Origin of the sequence: Mycobacterium palustre, from assembly GCF_002101785.1 — a bacterium.
In the GTDB taxonomy this organism is placed as follows: domain Bacteria; phylum Actinomycetota; class Actinomycetes; order Mycobacteriales; family Mycobacteriaceae; genus Mycobacterium; species Mycobacterium palustre.
Window position 1 is genome coordinate 1 of the sequence record NZ_LQPJ01000017.1, and the last position, 1,031, is coordinate 1,031.

Sequence of the window (1,031 nt, forward strand, 5' to 3'; positions counted from 1 at the left end):
CGCTGTGATGATGGGGGCATGTCTTTGAGGGCTTCTGCCGGCGTTGTGGAGTTGATTCCTAAAGAGCGGCTTGGGTTGTTGTTTGAGGAGTTGGCGGAGTTGTGTGGTCAGCGCAATGCGATTGATGGGCGCATTGTGGAGATTGTGGCCGAGATCGATCGTGACGGGTTGTGGGGGATTACCGGGGCGCGGTCGCTGCCGGCGATGGTGGCTTGGAAGACCGGTTGTTCGCCGGCTAATGCGCAGACGATCGCCGCGATCGCCGGGCGGGTTGAGGAGTTGCCGCGGTGTGTGCGGGGTATGCGGGAGGGCCGGTTGTCGCTGGATCAGGTCGGGGTGATCGCCACGCGCGGTGGTCGGGGGTCTGACCAGCATTATGAGCAGTTGGCGCAGGTGGCCACGGTCACTCAGCTGCGCACGGCGGTCAAGTTGGAACCGCGACCGCGGCCCGATCGTGGGCCGGCGCCCGAGCCGCAGGGTTCGATCATCAAGACTTCGGATGAAAAGTCCAGCTGTTGGCGGATCACGCTTCCGCGGCTGGACGCGGCGAAGTTTGACGCCGCGCTGGCCTCGCATCGCGATGCGCTGTTTGCCCAGTGGAAGGCCGACCACAACGAGGCCCGGGGCGGCTCGGATCAGCGGGCGCCGTTGCCGACCAACGTTGAGGCGTTTTTGCGCCTGGTCGAGGCGGGCTGGGACGCCGAGGCGGCCCGCCGCCCGCACGGCCAGCACACCACCGTGGTGGTGCATTTGGATGTGGAAAAGCCCGCGGCGGCGTTGCATGTGGGTCCGCTGCTGTCGGATGCCGAGCGGCGCTATTTGACCTGTGATGCCACCTGCGAAGTGTGGTTTGAACGGCACGGGCAGCCCCTGGGGGCCGGGCGGAGCACCCGGGTGATCAGCCGGCGGCTGCGCCGGGCCCTGGAGTATCGCCACCCGATGTGCGCGGTGCCGGGCTGTGGGGCCAGCCGGGGCCTGCACGCCCATCATTTGCGGCACTGGGAAGACGGCGGCCCCACCGAGTTGGCCAA

At 67.2% G+C, this 1,031-nt stretch carries 1 protein-coding gene; it reads left to right on the plus strand.

All coding sequences use genetic code 11. The features are described 5' to 3' along the window. Nucleotides 1–18: 18 nt before the first annotated feature. Nucleotides 19–1,031 (plus strand): HNH endonuclease signature motif containing protein (locus tag AWC19_RS01370; RefSeq protein ID WP_085076312.1); only part of this gene is annotated, 1,013 nt, incomplete at its 3' end.